Raw genomic sequence first — 18455 nt, 5'->3', positions numbered from 1 at the left:
GCGTTCCCCGTCAAAGAGCGCTTGGCCACAGGCTGATTTTATCTTTACTCAGGAGGCATATATATGGAAAGCTATATCTTTAACTTTAATGAGTGTCAGGACTTAAATTTACTGGAAATCGGTGACCAGCAGTGTACCCCTCTATATTCTTTTGGTCCGTACATCAGGAATGAATATATTTTCCATTACGTGCTTTCCGGAAAAGGGTATATCTCTTATGCACCGTCCACCTGCTCTGACAATAAGATCCTGGCAGAAGTATCGGGCAGCATTGAGATCAATGCAGGAGAAGGCTTTCTGTTTGAGCCTCACAGCAAGCATATTTACCATGCGGATGAGAAAGAACCATGGCACTATATATGGGTTCTTTTCAAAGGGTTATGTGTTCCGCAGTATCTCAGGGCCTGCGGGCTTAACCACGGCTCCCCGGTCTATCACCCCAAGGATTACACAGCCCAGACCACCACCAGCATAAAGGAGCATCTGTCAGCGATCCTGCAGCATCCCCATGCTTCCAAGGCCTTTATTATAGGGCATCTGCATCTGTTTTTTGACACCCTGATCAAAAATGCCGCCGGCTCCATCAAATCCGGACATGCCAATATACGGATCGCTGATCTGTACATATCAGAGGCGGTCCGGTACATAGGCGCAGAATACGCCGGCATCCGCTCCCTGGATGAGATATCCAATTACTGTAATGTGAGCAGAAGCCATCTGACCAAATTATTCCGCGCCAATCTGCATATGTCCCTGCAGGAATACCTGATCCAGTTTCGGATCAACAAATCTCTAGATCTTCTGGCAAGTACCAATCTTCCTGTCTATCAGATTGCTTACCATGTGGGATATGAAAATGAATTGAACTTTCTGAGAGCTTTTAAAAAACAGATGGGAATGTCGCCCAGTACATGGCGGAAACAGAATAAGCTTTGATGAGGAATCTGTAAAAAACATACACAACAAAAGAGACTCCCGGCAAGCCGGCAGTCTCTTTTGTTTATTTTAGGAATGAATTTTGTGGCCTTTATTATTTCAGATCAGTGGTGTGCGTGATGCTCTTCCACCACTACGTCTTTGCATACTCTCTCGATCATATCTTCATCTGCAAGGTACGGCATGGTGATGTAATCCTGCCCTTCCCTTATCTTGTTGTACTCGGCTACTGTCTCGATGGAGTGCTCGCATCTTCCCCAGCTCCTCCTGGATACCCCGATCATGGTATCCCACGGGATCGCTGCCCGTAAGATCTCATCCACACGCTCGCTTCCGTCCAGCACCATTCCGAATCCTCCGTTGATGGATTTGCTGATGCCTACTCCGCCTCCGTTGTGCAGCGCGATCAGGCTCATTCCCCTGGCTGCGTTCCCGGCATAACACTGTACTGCCATGTCCGCTGTGATATTGGAGCCGTCATAGATGTTGGAGGTCTCTCTGTACGGGGAATCCGTTCCGCCTGTGTCATGATGGTCACGGCCCAGCATCACCGGTCCGATCTCTCCATTTCTTACCATTTCATTGAACCTAAGGGCAATGTCCCTTCTTCCAAGGGCATCCTGGTACAGGATACGGCACTGGGTGCCCACTACCAGTTTGTTCTTCTCCGCGTCACGGATCCAGATGTAGTTGTCCCTGTCCTGGCTCCTTCTGTTCGGGTCGATCACTTCCATGGCCGCATGGTCTGTGGCTCTTAAGTCCTCCGGTTTTCCGGACAGGCAGCACCAGCGGAACGGGCCGTATCCGTAGTCGAACAGCTCCGGTCCCAGGATATCCTCCACATAGGACGGGAACACGAATCCCTCACTGGTATCCTCCCCGTTCTTGGCGATATCCTTTGCTCCCGCGTCAAACACGGCGCGCATGAAGGAGTTTCCGTAGTCAAAGAAGTAGGAGCCTCTCTCCACCAATGTCTTGATCAGGTGGTAGTGTTTGATCAGGGTCTGGTCCACCAGCTCGCAGAACTTCTCTTTGTCGTTGGCCAGCATCTCGGTGCGCTCCTCAAAGGTCAGTCCCTGCGGGCAGTACCCTCCGTCGTACGGCACATGGCAGCTGGTCTGGTCAGACAGCAGCTCGATCTTGATGTTGTTGTCCACCGCGTACTGCAAAAGGTCCACGATATTTCCGTGGTAGGCAATGGATACGGTCTCTTTCTTCTCCATGTATTCCTCTGCCACACGGAACGCCTCTGCCGCGTCCTCGATCACCAGGCTCACCCAGCCCTGGCTGTGGCGGGTCTCGATACGGGAAGCGTCCACCTCCGCTACGATGCCCACGCCTCTTGCGATCTCTATGGCTTTCGGCTGTGCGCCGCTCATCCCGCCAAGGCCGCTGGTCACGAACAGATGGCCGGACAGGTCTCCGTCCTGAGGCACGCCCAGGAACTTACGTCCTGCGTTCAGGATGGTGTTGAAGGTTCCGTGCACGATACCCTGCGGTCCGATGTACATCCAGCCTCCGGCTGTCATCTGTCCATAGGAGGAGCAGCCCATAGCTGTGGCCTTTGCCCAGTCCTCCGGGTTATCGAACATGCCCACCATCAGGCCGTTGGTCACGATGACACGCGGGCTGGTCTTGTGGGATTTGAACAGGCCCATGGGATGGCCGCTCATCATCACCAGGGTGTGCTCATCTGTGAGTTCCTCTAAGTATCTCTTGATCAACTGGTACTGCATCCAGTTCTGGCAGACCTGGCCGGTCTCTCCGTATGTAACAAGTTCATATGGGTACAGGGCCACATCATGGTCCAGGTTGTTGTCGATCATGACCTGGAATGCTTTTCCTTCCACACAGTGTCCTTTATATTCATCGATCGGTCTTCCGTAGATCCTGTCCTTCGGCATAAAACGGTATCCGTAGATACGTCCTCTTGTCAGAAGTTCGTCTAAAAATTCCGGTGCGAGCTGTTCGTGCAGCTCTTCCGGCACATATCTGAGGGCGTTGGCCACTGCCAGCTTGATCTCCCTTTTGTTCAGGGTCAGCTCTCTCTTCGGGGCTCTTCTGACACCCTCTTTAAAGGTAGGGTATTCCGGCAGTACGGGATCCAGTTTTATCACCATTGCTTTTCCGATTTCCGTATTGTTCATCTTTTATCTTCTCCTTTTCCTGTTTATTTCATCTGATCTTTACATAGACTTTACCACACAGGTTGTCAAGAAAGCGTCGAAGAAGATGCCAAAACTATTAAAATTTTGTGAATTATCCACTATTTTTATCTTTATTTCGTCTAAAACATGTAGTAAACAACAATTTCAGGCAGCTATGAAGCTCAAATATCTTCCAGCCACTCGATCTCATAGGCACCCGGTATTTCCTTCAGACATCTCTTTGCCGTTTCTTTATAGACATCCACCGGTTCTGTGAGTATCTCCCTGAAATTTTCCGGAAAACGCACCATAAGCTCTGCCTCTGTCAATGCCAGAAGTCCCTTTGCATAGGGGGATGCAAACTGATCCGCGCTTTTTTTTGCATCCTCCAGATACCGGACCGCCTCTGCCTTATTTCCCTTTTCCGCCTCCAAGACCGCCAGATACCCCTTGGTTATGGAGCGTCCGATCAGGGTAAAGGACTCCTCATAGACACGATCTGCCTGATAGAGAGCATCCTGGCTCTGTCTCGTCTTTCCCATAGCCAGATAGGATCGCCCCATATTGGAATAAAATGTGGCATTGCAGGGACAGTGATTGCTGTCACAGGTTGCGACCGCCTCCCGGTAATACCTGTTCGCCTCCTGAAAATGCTTCTGTTTTCTCAATATTTCTCCCATGTAATTGTAACATGCTGCAATATTCAGGGCATAGATCCTGGATTTCAGCGGCGCATTCATAAAAAATTCCAGGGATTTTTTCAGGTACTCCATGCCCTGCTCAAATCTTCCCTTCATGGTCAGATACAGCCCATAGAGGCGGCAGGTTATGGCATAGTCCTCAGACAGTCCGTTTTTTTCCGACAGTAGAAGGCTTTCTTCCAGATACTCTTCTGTGTGTTCCATCTCCCACAGATTGATCTGCTGGTATATGAGAAAACGCAGACATCTGATCTTCTCTTTCGGGTCATCCCCTGTAAGGACATTGGACTTTAAAGCCTTTTCAATACACTGGGCGCCTTCCCTGTAGTACCCCTGAGGAATACAGTATTGGGCCGTAGCCTGCATGAGACTTACATGCAGTTTCAGATACGACTCCTTTTGAGGATTTCTCCGGCACAGCTCCAAAAGCTCTTCCTCAAGCTGTCTGCAGTAATCCAGCACGGAATCCATCTGCACTTCTTTTTTCCCGGCAGCAGGGAAGAGAGGATACAGTTCATAATACCTGTAAGAGTATTCTGTCAGCGCCTTTATCCTGTACTCCAGGGCCTTCTCCCTGTCCCCGCACAAGGTATAGTGGTAGATCAGTCTTTCATATCTGTTTGCCTCATAAAAGGGCAGCCCTTCAATGTATTCCGCCAGTTTTCTGTGAAATACACGGCGCTTTGAGGGTGACATTTTAGTATGTACAAATTTCTGGATACTGTCATGGCAGAAAAAGAAGCGCACGGTCTCATCATCCTGCTGCTCTCTGATAAATCCCTGCTCCTTCAGTTCATCCACAGCATCCAGGATCTCCATCTCATCACATTTCAGGATCTGCATACAGGCATCCATATCCGCCCATGCCTGGCAGGAGGATATGAGTTCCAGTACCTGCCTGGTCTTTTTCTGCAGCGCGGCCATTTTCTGCTCCCAGACCTGATTCAGAGGTGTAATATCCCCGGCCTCCAGTCTTCCGTCCCCGCAGCAGTCCAAAAGCGTCTTCAGATACAGGGCATTTCCTGATGTTTCACTGTAAACGGTATCCAACAGCTCCTCGCTGACCCGCTCCTCCCCCAGTCTCCCGGCCAGGATCTTTCTCACGGCTTCCCTGGTAAATGGGAACAAGGTAATCTCCTGCAGACAGCTTTCCTTCAAAAGAGGCTTGAGCGCCGTCCGCAAAGGCTGGGTAAAAATGCATGGGCTGGTGACCAATACCATAATATTGGGATTCTTTGCACGCATGAGCAGGGAGAGAAACTCCAGGCTTGTCTCATCCATATATTGTATATTGTCAAAAAAGAGTACCACCAGCGCCTGTTCGCCAATCTCTTCAAACAATTTTATCAGCAGATTTCTGGTTGCCCGGTAGCTGTACGATATGGTGGTGTCACCCATGACAGGTTCCTTCACATCTCCGGTATTAAAAAGCGGGAATAAAAGCTCTGCTGCCTGCAGATATTTTTTGTCCAGAGCAAAATCATGCTTTTTCAACAGGGAGTTCACCTGCATCATTATGGTGTTCCATGGCTGCAGTACAATATTCTGCTCATTCTCCAGACAGGCTGCCCGCAGAACAACTGTATTTTCCCCTGTGATCTCCTCCAGAAACCGTTCCGCCAGGTAAGTTTTCCCCACACCACTTTTGCCGGAGAGCAGAACTGAGGTTGGAGTGCCTGACAAAAACTGCCGGTAAGAAGCCTGGAGAAGCTGAAGTTCACATTCCCGCCCTGTACAGACTTCTCCTGAATTTTCCTCCTCCTTCTCCCCTTCCTCTGACCAGACATGGAGAAGCTTCCTGTAAAGCTCCCGTATTTCCCTGCGGGGCGCTACCCTAAGCTCTGTATTCAGCAGATTCACAAGCTGCTGGTACAGGCGGATTCCCTTGTAATAGAGATGCGCGCTTTCATAAATCTCCATCATGCGCAGATATACCCGTTCATCTAAAGGGTCCTCCTGCACATAGCGCTCAAACAAGGTCTCCCCTTCCGCAACACTCAGACCTGCATTGTTCTGCATTTTCTCATAGATAGCTCTCAAAAACGCCTCTTTTGCAAGCCCTCTTTTCATTGTCAGCCACTCTTCATAGGGGTACGCGTTCTTGATATAGAACCCTCCCAGAAGCTCCTCCCGGTAAAGCTCCGGTTCTCTGTTTTCCATGAACGCATCGTAATCCACAAGAAAGGTAAGCTCAGGGTTCAGCTCCAGCGTCTGCCTTGTCGGTGAGGAGACAAGATCTGTATGAAATATTTTACGGATGGTGTACAGAGCGTGCCGCAGATTCTTCTTGGCGGTCGCCTCATCACAGGAATCCCACAGAAGAGCTGCGATCTGGTCCCTTGTGGCTTTTTTCTCAATGGCCATATAGTACAGAAGCGCCTCTGCCTTTTTATAAGGCAGAAGGATCTGTTCTCCATCCAGTAAAATCTGCGGTGTCTGTAACACATATATCTGAACTGTTGACACAATTTTTCTCCTTTCCGAAAAAGCTGCCTTCTCTGCACTCCATTTTATACAAAATCCTACATAAAGTAAAGCATAAAGGCCGCTGCTTTGGAAATTCTCCAAAGCAGCGGCCATACTGCCAGAAACTTTTATTCTGCTGTCTTTACTTTACAGATACCCAGTTTTGCGGCGGTATCACCTGTACACTGCACATCAAGCGCTTCCTCCCAGTTTTCACACAGGAGCAGTTCGCCTTCTTTTACCATATGTTCCGAAACGCAGATGCATCCCTCTCCCACATAGACTGCCAGCAGGTCAAACACTCCCTCAGGCTCCAGTACACAGGACTCTCCGGCCTCTAATATGGCCGCCTCCATTCTGCCGTCTGCGCCGTTTTTCAGCATCAGGTTAAAGTCTGTCACTTTTCCGTAGCTGACTGTGGGCACTCCTCCATCGAAGCAGTCAACCTCATATGGCTCCAATTCCGCCTTGGTGTTGACACCGTGGATCATATCCAGATGTCCTTTCAGTGTCATCAGATAACGTTTGACACCGGGCAGACTTGTGAAGCTGGATTTTAAAAGCTCCACTGTGGCACTGCTGATGCGTACCTGGAAGCTCCCTGCTTTGTAATCTCCATCCTCCGGATAGATAAAGAGCTGTGTTGTGGTTCCTCCTGACCAGACAGAAGTCTGATACTGCTCAGCGTTTCTTACAGTGATACTGGCACTCATGACGTTTTTCCCCTTTCTTTGCCTGCGGTCCGGGGTCTTTACAGAATTCCCTCTTCCGAAACAGGCTTCTTAAAAGCACCATCCAGCCCCATGAAATGGAAAGGGCAGGAAATGCTGATAAAATAATCCCTTTTACGGGAGATATCTCTGTAAATGTAACCGGTCCGAAAAACATCACAAATACCACTACCATCATGATCACCAGAGTAATCTTCTCCCTCATGGTGTTCGGCGGAGTCAAAAATATCTTCTGGAGATCCATCTCCACTTTTTCCGGTTCTTTTCTCATACGCTCACTACTCCTAAGTCTTGTGCAGATACCCGGACCCATCTCCGGGTATCTCTATATATTAAACTATACTTCAAAAATCTGTTTCTGTAAAGCAGCAGTAAAAAATCAATGCTACTGTGTTACTGTGCCTCCAGTACCTGAGGCTCCACATCTACCACATCATCCACGTCTTCGATGATCTTATCCACAAAGAACACCTTAAAGGTAGATGCCAGTTGCAGCAGGAATATAGGCAGTACGCAGAATCCTCCTACACCGGACAGGTATTTCACACCTTCCACACCCTGCTGGCCTCCGCCGAAGATAACCATGATAACGGAGATAATACCGATAGATACACCCCACACGATCTTCTGCCAGTTTGCAGGCTCTTCGTCATAGCTGGAACCCTGGGTACAGATCTGGGAGATCGTGGTGGACATGGTATCCGCCGTGGTTGAAAACGCCGCTATCATTGTGATCATGATCAGAGGAATGAGGATAAAGCTGAGCGGCATCTTCTTCAGAAGTTCCCACAGTCCTGACACCGCAATGCCGTTCTTTATGGCTCCGATCAGATCCGCCTTTCCGATATCCTGCCAGTTAAGTGCAGTTCCGCTCCATACAGAGAACCAGATAAGACCAAAGGTGGACGGCATGATCCAGTTTACGATCATGAACTGACGGATGGTTCTTCCGTAAGAGATCATTGCAAAGAAGATTGCCATCAGCGGAGCATACGCGATCCAGCAAGCCCAGTCGAACATAGTCCACCAGGTAACCAGTGCCTCCCCGCCTACGATGCCGGGGTCAAGTCCCCAGGACATAAAGTGGTCGCCCCAGTATCCGATACCGGTGTTCATCATGTTCAGTATGTACACCGTCGGTCCTGCGATCAGCAGAAATACCAGCAGCACATAGAAGATCTTGGACGTTCCGTTTGCCAGCCATTTAATACCTTTGTCAAGACCGGCCACAGATGCAATGGTAAAAGTAGCCGTTATGATGGCGAACAGGGTAAACCACACAACCGGTCCCTGCTTAATGCCGTAAGCTGCTTCCAGGCCGGAACCGATCAGCGCAAGTCCCATACCCAGGTTACTGGAAAGTCCAAGGGCAAGGGCTACGATGGAAACCACATCGATGATACTTCTCCACACGCCATATTTGACTTTCTGTCCAAACAGAGGTGTCAGGGAAGCTGCCACAGACAGTTCTTCCTTTTTGTTGAAATAAATATAAGCCATTGCACATCCAACGATGGAGTACATTGCATAGGGGATAAAGGTCCAGTTGTAGAACACACGTCCCATACCGAACATGGCAGCCTCCTGGGTCAGCGGCTCAATGCCGTAACCTCCCAGTTCCCCGTAAATACTGCCGTAGTAGATCATAACCTCATTGGCACCGTACACGATACATCCTGTAGCGATACCGCCTGTCAGTGTCATGGCGAACCATGAACCGAAGGAGTGTTTTGCTTTCGCATTGCGCCCGCCAAATCTGACCTTGCCCAGTTTTGAAAATGTCAGGATCATAACCACGACAAGGCAGAAGATAGCTACCAACTGATATAACCATCCAAAACTCTTCAGGGACCATCCGAAAATAGCAGAACAAACCTTGGTCAGCCAGTCATTTTTCAGGATTCCCAAAAGTGCGCCGCCGCCGATGATGGCGAATGCCGGGATAAATACACTCCACCGGACACCTTTTTGTTGTTTCTTTTCTCCACTCATAGAATACCTCCTGGTAATTTTATTTTTCCCGCAGCCGCCCCGTGTGCCTGACGGAGCAGCCGCTATGTAATGCGGACCGGTCCTTCCGCTTTACTGCATCTTTTCCCAAAATTCCCGTTGCTTTCTTCCTATATCCTTTACGCCTTATAGGATTTCAGGAACTCGTATGTTTTCTGTATATCTACTGACATATTCCTGTCATTGTCCAGATAAGGAACCTTTTTTCTGTAGGCTTCAAACAGAGGCTTTGTCCCCTCTCCAAGCTGCGGAATCTCTCTTAGATCCACTGCCTGGGCTGCATGCATCAGTTCAATGGCTGCCATGTAATACAGATTGTCAATGATTTTCCGCATATTTGCAGCTGCCATGGTAGAGTTGCTGGCTGTATCCTCAATGTGGCCTGCCATACTCAGGAAATCAAGAGAGCAGGGATTTGCGTACATGCGGTTCTCCGTATCCAGATAAGACACTGTCTTCTGGATGGTCCCGTAGGCAATGACAGCTCCCTCAGCAGGCGTCAGGAAACGGTTCAGCTTCGTAAATCCCGGATCACCGATCCTGAGAATCTGCTGGGAAATCATTTTTGACATATGAGCCAATCCTGTGCTGGCCATTTCCACAGCCAGGACCCAGGTCAGCGGCTCGAAGTTGGGACTTCCGCACATTCTGTCCTCCTCAGGGAGAAGGCAGGGATTGTCATCCGTGGCATTTAACTCCACGCCGAGCTGCTGCTTCAGATAGGCCAGCGCGTCCATCACAGAACCTGTGATCGCGCTCTGGCACCGGAAACTCAGGGGATCCTGAAGTGCTCTGCCCTCCCAGGGCTTTTCCAGATAACTGCCCTTTAAAAGCTCTTTGCATTTTCTTGCTGACTCCATCTGGCCCTGATAGCCCCGTTCCCGGTTCACGCTTTCGTCCATGGGATCCAGCACACCGTTCAGTCCCTCAAGGGCCAGGCAGAATACTCTCCTGTAGCGTTCAATAAACTGTTCCGCCTCAATGACTCCCATGGCTGCGAAAGCGGCTCCCTGGGCATTGGAGGAGACAATGCCCAGGCCGTCCTTTGGTCCCAGCTTCAGAGGTTCAAGGCCGGATAACTCCAGAGCTTTTGCACTTTCCATGCGCTGATTCTGGTAATAGGCCTCCCCTTCCCCGATGGCTGTCAGACCGATAGCCGGAAGAGTTGCTATATCAGCTTCCCCCACACTTCCCCGGCTCTTTATGACCGGATGGACACCTCTGTTTAAAAATTCCACATAATACTGCACGATCTCCGGGGCCACCCCTGTATGCCCGCAGAGAAATCCATTTAGCCGGACAGCCATAATGGTCCTGGTCTCCGGAATGCTGCACTCGGGACCTACGCCGATCATGTGGCTTCTCAGCAGATTTTTATTGTACGCGTCATATCGGTCTGCATATACCACCTTATCCTTATTCCAGCCCACGCCTGTATTCAGGCCATAGACTGCAACACCGCGCTTGTCCAGCTCGAAAATCAGTTCCCTGGCTTTCTGTACTCTGGTCATAGCTTCTGCGTCCACTTCCACTTTTGCATTTTCAAACGCGATTTCCTTGATCTGGGAAATCGTCAGCTCACTTCCGGTCAGCCGAATTACCTTCTCCTGCATGTTAATTGCCCTCCTTACGTTTCTCTTCCAGATATGCCACTACCTTCTCCGGTGTGATGGGATAGCTTGCGAAACTGCTGCCCAGCGCATAGTTGACAGCATTTGCCACTGCCGGCGCCGGCGCTACCGCCGCGATCTCACCCAGGCTTTTTCCTCCGTACGGACCGTCCGGTTCCCCGTCCTCCACAAAGATGGAGCGCACCTTGGGCATATCCGGCGCGTTGATGATATGATACTTGGAGAAGTTTTTGGTCTTTACCCTTCCCTTTGCATCATAGGAAATCTCTTCAAACAGGGCCTGCCCAAGACTCATCTGGGCACCGCCCTCCACCTGCCCTTCCGAGAGCGTCCGGTTCATGACCTGGCCCACATCATGTACGCAGAGCAGATCCAGCACCTCCGTCTGGCCTGTGTACTTATCCACCCGTACCTCTGCAAAAGCACAGCAGTAGGTTCCCGGATTGGACGGCGGCTCATATTCAAGCTCTGTGTGCATATAACGACAGCACCGCAGTTCATAATCAAGCGCTACTTGTTTATATGACTTCTCCTCCTCTTCAAAGCGAAGGATGCCGTCATTGGCCGTTATCTTATCTTTATCCCAGTGATACATCTGTACACATGCATTTTTCATCTTGTCCAGTAGCTGTTCCCCTGCCTTCTGTACAGCGCGTCCGCACACATAGGTCACACGGCTGGCCTGTGTTCCAGCGGCATCATAGGGAGTGATGAAGGTATCAGCTTCATGTACTTTGATGCGGTATACATCCACATGCAGGGCTTCTGCTGCAATCTGCTGCATGGTCATAACCGTTCCACATCCCTGTTCGTGAATACCTATCTGTACCTCCACAGAACCATCTGAATGCACAGTCATTCTCACATTTGTAAATTCCGGATACGCACCTTTATAACCATTTCCATGGGCACCACATGCCATACCCACTCCATAGGCATAGCGCTTTGTGTCCTTTTCACGGATGTGCTCTCTTTTTTCTTTCCAGGAAAATGCCTCCATTCCTTTGCGGATGCATTCCTCTATCCGGGCATTTCCCAGATTAGTGCCTCCTGTTGGATCCTCATCCATGGGATGTACCACATTTTTCAGCCGGAATTCGCAGGGGTCCATCCCTATGGCATTGGCCGTCTGGTCCAGATTCACCTCTGTGACAGCGTGAGCCTGAGGGGAGCCATATCCCCGGCAGGCACCGCCGGATATGGTATTTGTATAAAATGTGCGCACATGGCATGTCTGGTTTTCCACTCTATACATACGGAACAATTTTTTGCAGTATGCCATGGCAACAGAAGATGCGTTGGTATAATAAGCACCTCCGTCAAAATCTGTGTCTATCCTTCTCCCTCGGATGATACCATCTCTGGTAACAGCCGTCTCCACACAGGTCTCGGATGCGTTTCTGCTTCTTGTCCCCATCACCGCGTCCTGTCTGTCCATATACAGCATGACCGGGCGTTTTAAGATCCAGGTGGCAAACGCACATGCCGGTTCTACCACAGTCTGGCCTTTTCCTCCGAAAGAACCTCCCATCACAGCTTTGATCACACGCACTTTAGAATAGGAAATCCCCAGAAGATGGCTGATGTGGTATCTCACCTGGTAAACTGTCTGGCATGGAGTCCAGAGCACCAGATTGCCGTTCTCATCTATTTCGCTCAACGCAATATGCGGCTCAATGGCACTGTGATGGATCTTCTGTGTACTGCCATTGGTGCGCACCACTGTCAGTTCCTCTTTGCTCTCCTCTGTGAGAGCCCCATAATCACCACAGCTCACTTCTTTTTCAAAGGCCAGCATTCCTTCCGTCTTTCTCGCCGCATCAAGGCCGATGACAGGAGCCTCCTCCTTATAAGTGATCTCCACAAGGCTCACGGCCTCCTCCACTGCGGCTTTCGTCTCTCCAACCACCAGTGCCAGGTGATCTCCCACATATCTGGCCCTTTCACTGAGGATATACTGATCCAGAGGAAACTCCAGGCAAGCTGACCAATTGTGGGGATTGTATGTGATCTTCGGCACATTGGCGTGCGTAAAAACAGCATGTATTCCAGGTACCCGGCTGGCCTTCTCTGTACTGATGCTGATCTCGGCATTGGCCTTCTCACTCAGAACAAGCTTTGCATAGAGCATGCCTGCGATCTGCCGGTCGCAGGTGTACTGGGTCTTTCCCCTGGCTTTGTCATAGGCGTCCTCGCGGATATAACTCTTGCCCACATATTTTAAATCACTTTTTTTTGTCTCCGTCATCTGCCCGCCTCCTCTTCTGCCCTGCGAAGGTCATCGAGAATCTGATCGACAACCCCGAAAGCGGCTGATTTTTTATAATGCTTTGACGGCCTGTCGGGTATGTTTTCCTCAATCTGGGCATACACGGCATCCCGCACCTTTTCCTCATCACAGCCTGAAAGACTTAAACCCTCCAGACACACCTCGATCAGACGGGCTCTGCTGGCTTTCGCGCCTACGGCTCCCAGGTACACAACAGGATGCACCATGCAGCCTTCTTTTATCTCTGCGCAGATACAGCCGTTGATCTTAGATATGGTAACTGCTTTTCTGGTACCTACCTTTGCAAATCCCGACAGTACATTCTGTTTCCTAACTAAAAACTTCAGGATAACTTCCCGTTCTCCCAGACTGGTCTTCTCAAGCCCTTCCACAAAATCGTCTACCAGACGTATGGTCTCAGCACCGCTTTCATCCAGGATTTCAGCTTCTGCGCCATAGGCCAGCAGTACCGGTGTGGTATCTGAGCTTTGAGAAGCGTTGGCCACATTTCCTCCAAGTGTTGCCCTGTTCCGGATCTGGGTGGAGCCTACCATGGAGGCAGCTTTTGCAAGAGCCGGCATCCATTTTCTGATAACAGGGCTTTGTTCCAGCTCCGTCATGGTGACGCCCGCGCCGATCAGCACATGGTCTTCTGTCTCTGTGATCTTGGACAGCTCTGGCAGATGCGTCAGGTCGATCAGAGAATAATGGAAATTTTTATCTTTTCTTAAGTGGATGACCAGGTCTGTTCCCCCTGCACAGAGATAAGTATTTTTATCTTTTTCCCTAAGAGCAGCGGCCAGTTCATCCAAATTTTGCGGCATTTGGAAACTCACTTGATCTCCCCCTCTCCCACGGCGTTCACAGCCTTCACGATTTTTTCATATCCTGTACAGCGGCACAGGTTTCCCTCGATAGCTCTCTTTATCTCCTCCACGGTGGGATGGGGATTTTCATAGAGCAGCGCCTTACAGGACAAAATCATGCCCGGCGTGCAGAATCCGCACTGAACGGCTCCCATTTGGATAAATGCTTTCTGCAGCGCGTCCAATTCTCCGTTCTGTTCCAGGCCCTCAATGGTGGTGATCTCCCGGTCCATGACCTGGCCTGCGAAAACTGTACAGCTTGTCACCGCCTTTTTATCCAGCAGCACTGTACAGGCACCACACTCTCCCTCACTGCATCCCTCTTTCACACCTGTCAGTCCGCAGTCCTCACGCAGAAAATCGAGCAGACGTTTCGTCGGCTCTGTGTCTTTCTCTACCTGTTTTCCGTTAATCATACATCTGAGCAGCATTCTATTCACCCTCTCCTGCTTTTTTCTTATATTTCCAACACCTCTTTGTGCGTTTTTCAGTCTGTTCTATGTCTGATGAGACTATTGTATATCATTTCCGTTGAAAAACCGTTGAAATTCTTCTGGTTTTTTGTCTAATTTCCAAGAATCTCTTGACGGAAGACGTTTTTTCTTAAATAATGGGTAACAGACAGGAGGATTAACTATGGAACTGGCAAACAGCTACCTGGAGGAGGGTTTTCCCTTTCAGGGACGAAAACGAAAAAAAATGGAAGAGTTTCTGGAAAAAAGCGGCCTGACCTATGACCCACAGATCATCTACTCTGTTCTTCTGTGCCGGGAAGACGGAGAGATTATAGGCTGCGGTTCCAGACATGAAAATATTTTAAAATGCATTGCTGTGGATGAAGCTTACCAGGGCGAGGGGCTTCTGCAGAGGATCGTCACACAGCTTATCAAACAGGCTTATACCTGCGGTATCCCGCACCTGTTTTTATTTACCAAACCGGAATACAGGACTGTTTTTACAGATATGGGATTTTACACTATAACGGGTACGGATTCCATACTTTTGCTGGAAAACAGGAAGGACGGTATCTCCCGTTATCTGGAGCAGGAACTTGCCCGGCACCCTCTCCCCTCCAAAGAAGACGCCGGGGCCATTGTCATGAACGCCAACCCCTTCACCTGCGGCCACCGCTATCTGACGGAAACAGCAGCCCGGGTGTGCAGCGTACTGCATGTCTTTGTCCTCTCCGCTGACGCCTCGGAATTTCCCGCAGACGTGAGGCTCCGCCTTGTGGAGGAGGGCTGCAGGGATCTTAAAAATGTGGTGGTCCACGGCAGTTCCGAGTATCTCATATCCCATGCCACCTTTCCCGACTATTTCCTGAAAGATAAAGCCGGGGCGTCGGACAGGGCTGCGGAACTGGACCTGAAGATTTTTGCTGATCATTTCAGGGATGCCTTTCATATTACGAAGCGTTTTGTGGGCGAGGAGCCTTTTTCTCTGGTCACCAGAGCATATAATGAACAGATGAAGCGAACCCTTCCGGCTTGTGGCATCGAAGTGGTGGAGATACCCCGGAAGACAGCAGGCGATACCGTCATCAGTGCAACCTATGTGCGCGAAAAATTCCTAAAAGGAGACTGGGACGCCCTGCGCCCGCTGGTGCCTGATACCACCTACCGTTATCTGGTATCAGAGGCGGGAACCGCACTTAGAAAACAATTATTGGAGAGACAGTCATGAACCATACAGACTTATGCACAGGCACTGCCATTACCCTGCAGCAGGTGTTAGATGCCAGGGAACAGCGGGCAGCGGTGCAAAACGAAATGTTAAAAGACCTGCACAGTGACCATGCCGCCCTTATCAGCTTTACACTGAATATTGTGGGACCGGTCAAAGTCTTTCCCTATACGATCCTGGCCTACGAGGCAGGCCTGGAAGCCATACGGGAATGTCTCATGTGGCTGGAAGCAGATATCACAGATTTCCGGGAAGTCCGGGAGAACACAGGTTATGAGGCTTTCTTTTCTATAAAAAAGGAAACGGGAATTGCGGATATCTGTAAAGAACATCTCACAGAACTGGAGGAAACACATCCTGTTGGCCGTCTGTTTGACATTGATGTGCTTCGGTCTGACGGCACTAAGGTGTCCAGGGAATCCCTGGGTTATATGGGACGCACCTGCCTTCTCTGTGATAAGCCGGCTTTTCTGTGCGGACGCTCCCGCAGGCACACAGCCCAGGAACTGGTGGAACGGGAAACAGCCCTCATCAGAGATTTTTTTGTGGAACGTTTTTCCGTCCATGTGGGACTGTTGATGCAGAAGGCACTTTTTTATGAAGTAAATACAACTTTGAAACCGGGACTTGTGGACCTTGTGCATAATGGCGCCCACACAGATATGGACCGGTATACCTTCCGGGACAGTGCCTATGCTCTTACTTCTTATTTTATTGAGACCACCCAGCGGGGTATGAAATTCGCCCTGGAAGGAAGAAAGGAGGAGGATCTGCCCGCTCTTTTTACATCTCTGCGCCCGCTGGGTATGGCTGCTGAGGTCGCTATGAGACAGGCAACAGGTGGGGTCAACACCCATAAGGGTATGATTTTTTCCGGGGGAATCCTCTGCTGCGCCCTTGGCTATGATATGGTTTCCAGAGACGGCATCGGCTCCTTCCGCCTGAAATACACAAATCCGGCAGAAGCATTTCCCCATTTAAAAGGTACTGTGCAGCGCATTCTGCCTTATCTTCTGGAGGACTATCAGACCCTTCCTGCCGGAGAAGCTGCAAGCCACGGAGAACGTCTGTATATACAGTATGGCATCACCGGAATCCGCGGGGAGGCACATCTTGGATTTCCCTCTCTCTTTCACATGGGGTATCCCCTTTTTATCCGCATGCTGTCTCAGGGGTACTCCTTAAATGAAGCAGGATGTATCGTGCTCCTGCACTATATAGCGTACACAGAGGACTCCAATCTCATCATCCGCTCCGGCTATGATACTGCAGCACGAATCCGGTCTGAACTAAAAAACTTTCTGGAAAAGGCTCCCTACAGCGAACAACTGGCTATACTTCCCAGACTGGATGACCATTTCGTACAGAATCATATAAGTCCGGGCGGAAGCGCGGATATGCTGGCACTCACTTATTTCTTATATTTTATAAGCACACTGCCCTGTAAATGGGATTAGAGATCTGTGCGGAAAGGAAACAACGATGGAATTTAACATCAGAAAAGCAGACTTCAGTGACATTCCTGCCATTATGCAGGTCATGGCAGACGCACAGAAAGCTATGGAACACCCGGAATGGTTCTGTTCTGACTGTGAGGAATACATGAAAAAACACATTGACGCGTACGGCTTTACTATTATAGCAGAAGCCCTCCCAAAGTCCTCCCCGGCAGGTTTTTTCCTTATAAAATTCCCGGGTCTTACAGAGGAAAACCTTGGGTACTTACTCGACTATTCAGAGGATGAACTGCTGAAGACCGTTCACATGGACATGGCTGTCGTACATCCCGCTTACCAGGGAAACCGGCTCCAGGCCCGTATGCTCCAAAAGGCAGAGGAGGTGCTTTCCGATTCCCCTGTTTTGAGGAACCGGCTTCTGGCCACCGTGCATCCTGACAACCGCTACAGTCTGAACAATATGCTGAACAACGGCTATAAGATCGTAAAAACCACCAGCCTTTACGGCGGCCTGCCAAGGCATGTGCTTCAGAAAATATTATAATATTTATTTTTATTCCGGTTTTGTTATAATTTATCACTTTCTTCGCAGACTATATGCATGGAGGTGATTACAGTGGAAAACGATTATCAGGTAGCTTCTATCTCAGAAGACTGTGTCTCAGAAATCAATGAGCTTCAGAACAAATTAAATAAAGAAACTGACAAGGATATTGTACTTATCGCTTATCAGTCAAAGGCAGACGAATAGGATTGCTGCGTCAGAAGGGGCTTTTTTGCCCCTTCTGTTTTGATGTCAGGCTTCTCCCTTTCCCATCCGGGAATCCGAAGATATGAGGCGGCTGCGCCCTTCTGCCTTGACCAGCTTTTCCAGTTCCTTCAAGGCATCCTTCCCTATCCATTTCTGAGCTTTGTTTCCATTTTCCATGAGGTCGTGCGCCAACAGTACAGCCTTCTCCTGATAGTCAAAATCTCTTTTTCCAATCTCTCTTAATGCCCATGATACTGATTTCTTTACATGTTCCCTCTCGTCATCGGAATATGTACGGATAAGTGTAAGATAATGGTCCAGTGCTTCCATTTGCAAATTCTTTTCGTGAATAGCCGCAGAAGCCATAAGCGTGAACGCAGCTCGTTTCATATACGTTGCCTCCGCGTCACACCATTTTTCTATAAGATCCTCATATCCTTTCAGCTGGATAAGAAGATTCTTACAGAGATGGTCGCACAGATCCCAGGAGATGACATCGTGCATAAATGCTTCTGCCTCCTGCAGTGAAAACTGTTTTTTATCAACGATTAAAACGGCAAGCAGCCTGGCCTCGTGATATCCTGTATTCCACAAATCATGAGCCAGGGCATTATCTTTGCCCACTGTCTTGGCAAGTTTTCTCACATCCCCTGTAGACACGCCGATACTGCACGCCTCTGGAATGCCTAGTTTCACCACATTGACTTTGTATTTTTCTGAGCTGAGCGCTTTTAATCCTGACAGGATTTCATTGCTTGTCATAATGTATTTCCCCCTTTGCTCTGTACGCTATCGGCAGCCTTCAAC

15 protein-coding genes are annotated in these 18455 nt (G+C 49.5%); 5 read left to right on the top strand and 10 right to left on the bottom strand.

The features are described from left to right. Nucleotides 1–63 precede the first annotated feature (63 nt). Nucleotides 64–936: an AraC family transcriptional regulator gene (locus tag BLCOC_RS11260; RefSeq protein ID WP_018596761.1), complete on the top strand. Its 873-nt coding sequence runs from the start codon at nt 64–66 to the stop codon at nt 934–936. Between the two features lie 104 nt (nt 937–1040). Here the strand turns inward: BLCOC_RS11260 and BLCOC_RS11255 are convergent, their stop codons facing one another. The 9 genes from BLCOC_RS11255 to BLCOC_RS11215 form a co-directional block, all read right to left on the bottom strand. After that, nucleotides 1041–3083 carry a urocanate hydratase gene (locus tag BLCOC_RS11255; protein WP_115625325.1) on the bottom strand — a complete coding sequence of 681 codons (2043 nt, stop codon included), beginning with the start codon at nt 3081–3083 and terminating at the stop codon, nt 1041–1043. A gap of 182 nt (nt 3084–3265) precedes the next feature. Further along, nucleotides 3266–6250 carry an AAA family ATPase gene (locus BLCOC_RS11250; RefSeq protein ID WP_026255663.1) on the bottom strand — a complete coding sequence of 995 codons (2985 nt, stop codon included), beginning with the start codon at nt 6248–6250 and terminating at the stop codon, nt 3266–3268. A 128-nt stretch (nt 6251–6378) separates the two neighbouring features. Then, complete coding sequence (locus BLCOC_RS11245) at nt 6379–6963, bottom strand: HutD family protein (protein ID WP_018597265.1); 585 nt, start codon at nt 6961–6963, stop codon at nt 6379–6381. After that, a complete protein-coding gene (locus tag BLCOC_RS11240) occupies nt 6932–7252 on the bottom strand; it encodes a hypothetical protein (protein ID WP_029469510.1) in 321 nt (106 codons plus the stop codon). Before BLCOC_RS11240 ends, BLCOC_RS11245 begins: the two co-directional genes overlap by 32 nt. Nucleotides 7253–7374: 122 nt before the next feature. Then, a complete protein-coding gene (locus BLCOC_RS11235) occupies nt 7375–8973 on the bottom strand; it encodes a BCCT family transporter (RefSeq protein ID WP_018597263.1) in 1599 nt (532 codons plus the stop codon). A 137-nt stretch (nt 8974–9110) separates the two neighbouring features. Further along, nucleotides 9111–10604, bottom strand: a complete 1494-nt coding sequence (locus BLCOC_RS11230; RefSeq protein WP_115625324.1) for an HAL/PAL/TAL family ammonia-lyase — start codon at nt 10602–10604, stop codon at nt 9111–9113. A gap of 1 nt (nt 10605) precedes the next feature. Beyond that, nucleotides 10606–12870, bottom strand: a complete 2265-nt coding sequence (locus tag BLCOC_RS11225; RefSeq protein ID WP_115625323.1) for a xanthine dehydrogenase family protein molybdopterin-binding subunit — start codon at nt 12868–12870, stop codon at nt 10606–10608. After that, nucleotides 12867–13715, bottom strand: coding sequence for an FAD binding domain-containing protein (locus tag BLCOC_RS11220; RefSeq protein WP_242999077.1), 849 nt, complete (start codon nt 13713–13715; stop codon nt 12867–12869). Before BLCOC_RS11220 ends, BLCOC_RS11225 begins: the two co-directional genes overlap by 4 nt. Nucleotides 13716–13723: 8 nt before the next feature. Then, nucleotides 13724–14188 (bottom strand): (2Fe-2S)-binding protein, encoded by a 465-nt coding sequence (locus BLCOC_RS11215; protein ID WP_029469515.1) that lies wholly within the window; start codon nt 14186–14188, stop codon nt 13724–13726. A 205-nt stretch (nt 14189–14393) separates the two neighbouring features. Here BLCOC_RS11215 and citC point away from each other — a divergent pair, with 205 nt between their 5' ends. The 4 genes from citC to BLCOC_RS11195 are packed head-to-tail and all read left to right on the top strand — an operon-like array spanning nt 14394 to nt 17648. After that, entirely contained in the window at nt 14394–15440 is a 1047-nt protein-coding gene (citC, locus tag BLCOC_RS11210; RefSeq protein ID WP_115625322.1) for a [citrate (pro-3S)-lyase] ligase, read from the top strand. Continuing rightward, nucleotides 15437–16897, top strand: coding sequence for a citrate lyase holo-[acyl-carrier protein] synthase (gene citX / locus BLCOC_RS11205; RefSeq protein WP_115625321.1), 1461 nt, complete (start codon nt 15437–15439; stop codon nt 16895–16897). Before citC ends, citX begins: the two co-directional genes overlap by 4 nt. A 25-nt stretch (nt 16898–16922) precedes the next feature. Then, nucleotides 16923–17441: a GNAT family N-acetyltransferase gene (locus BLCOC_RS11200; RefSeq protein ID WP_115625320.1), complete on the top strand. Its 519-nt coding sequence runs from the start codon at nt 16923–16925 to the stop codon at nt 17439–17441. A gap of 57 nt (nt 17442–17498) precedes the next feature. Further along, the gene (locus BLCOC_RS11195) at nt 17499–17648 is read left to right on the top strand and encodes a hypothetical protein (RefSeq protein ID WP_018597255.1); all 150 of its coding nucleotides are present in this window, start codon (nt 17499–17501) and stop codon (nt 17646–17648) included. Nucleotides 17649–17693: 45 nt separating this feature from the next. On the opposite strand, the gene BLCOC_RS11190 is transcribed toward BLCOC_RS11195, so the two are convergent. Then, nucleotides 17694–18410: a DNA alkylation repair protein gene (locus BLCOC_RS11190; RefSeq protein ID WP_115625319.1), complete on the bottom strand. Its 717-nt coding sequence runs from the start codon at nt 18408–18410 to the stop codon at nt 17694–17696. Nucleotides 18411–18455 lie beyond the last annotated feature (45 nt).

It is taken from the genome of Blautia coccoides, assembly GCF_034355335.1.
GTDB lineage: Bacteria > Bacillota > Clostridia > Lachnospirales > Lachnospiraceae > Blautia > Blautia producta.
This window is presented reverse-complemented; position numbering and strand designations above follow the sequence as displayed.